1 pseudogene and 1 riboswitch are annotated in these 948 nt (G+C 79.5%); the pseudogene reads left to right on the forward strand.

Annotated features, from left to right (window positions below):
- Positions 1-139 precede the first annotated feature (139 nt).
- Positions 140-232: riboswitch (SAM riboswitch) on the reverse strand.
- A gap of 383 nt (positions 233-615) precedes the next feature.
- Positions 616-948, forward strand: a pseudogene (locus GTQ99_RS23590) (hypothetical protein); the annotation flags it as partial.

A 948-nucleotide genomic window follows, 5' to 3' on the forward strand; every position in this document is an offset into this window, starting at 1 on the left:
GGGCGGCCGTCAGGCCGGGACGACCGGCGTCCCCCGGCGCGTGCCGGTGCGTGCCGGTGCGGGACAGGCCGAGGCCGTGCACCGGGACGGGTCGACGTGGTGGCGCCGGGTGAGCAGGGTGCTGCGGATCACTTCGTGTCCTCCATCGCCCCTGGCGGGAGCACCTGCCGCACGCGTGCGGTGGTTGCTGTGGCGTCGTCGAGCCAGGTCTCTCGGCCACTCTGGATGGTGTTGCGGCGAGCGTAGCGGACACCGCGCAGCGCGGGGAGGGGATCGCCCGGATCGGTGCGCCGCCGCCGCCGGAGGGGCTGTGAGACACTGCCCGTGGTCGAGCGTTCCCTACACCGGGCGCCCGGCCCGCCGTCGAGACCGCCGCCCACCGCGCGGGCTCCGGGCAGCGCCGCGGTCCAGTGGAAGGACCTCGCAGGCGCCCCGGGCCACGTCGGGGACGACGACCGCCGGCGGCACGAGCGGGTCGACGCCACGCGCGGACCCGCTGGTGCACCGAGGACTTCCGTCGGGTGCGGGCCGACCCACCCGGCGAATCCGACGAGGACGCTCGCGCGGCCACGGGTTCACCGGTGGAGTGGCCGCAGCGAGCCCAACGGAGCACCCGTGACGACCACACCCGAGGACAACGGCGCCGCAGCAGCCGGCGAGACCACCCCGACGGCGCGTCCGCGCCGCCGGCGCGCCGCCAGCCGCCCCGCCGGACCACCGGCCCCCCTGGAGCCGGTGGCGATCGACCCCGTCCCGGCCGCCGCTCCCGCGGTCCCCGCCGCGACCGCGGGCACCGGCGCCGCCGGTCTCGACGAGGTCCCGGCCCCGGCGCCGCAGGAGGCGCCGGCCGTGCCCGCGCAGGCTGCCGCGGCCGCACCCGAGCCCGCACCCGAGGCCGCACCCGAGGCCGCACCCGCGCGCCGCCGGACCCGCCGCGCCACCCGCAAG

The organism is Kineococcus vitellinus, assembly GCF_009906315.1.
GTDB classification, from domain to species: Bacteria; Actinomycetota; Actinomycetes; order Actinomycetales; family Kineococcaceae; genus Kineococcus; species Kineococcus vitellinus.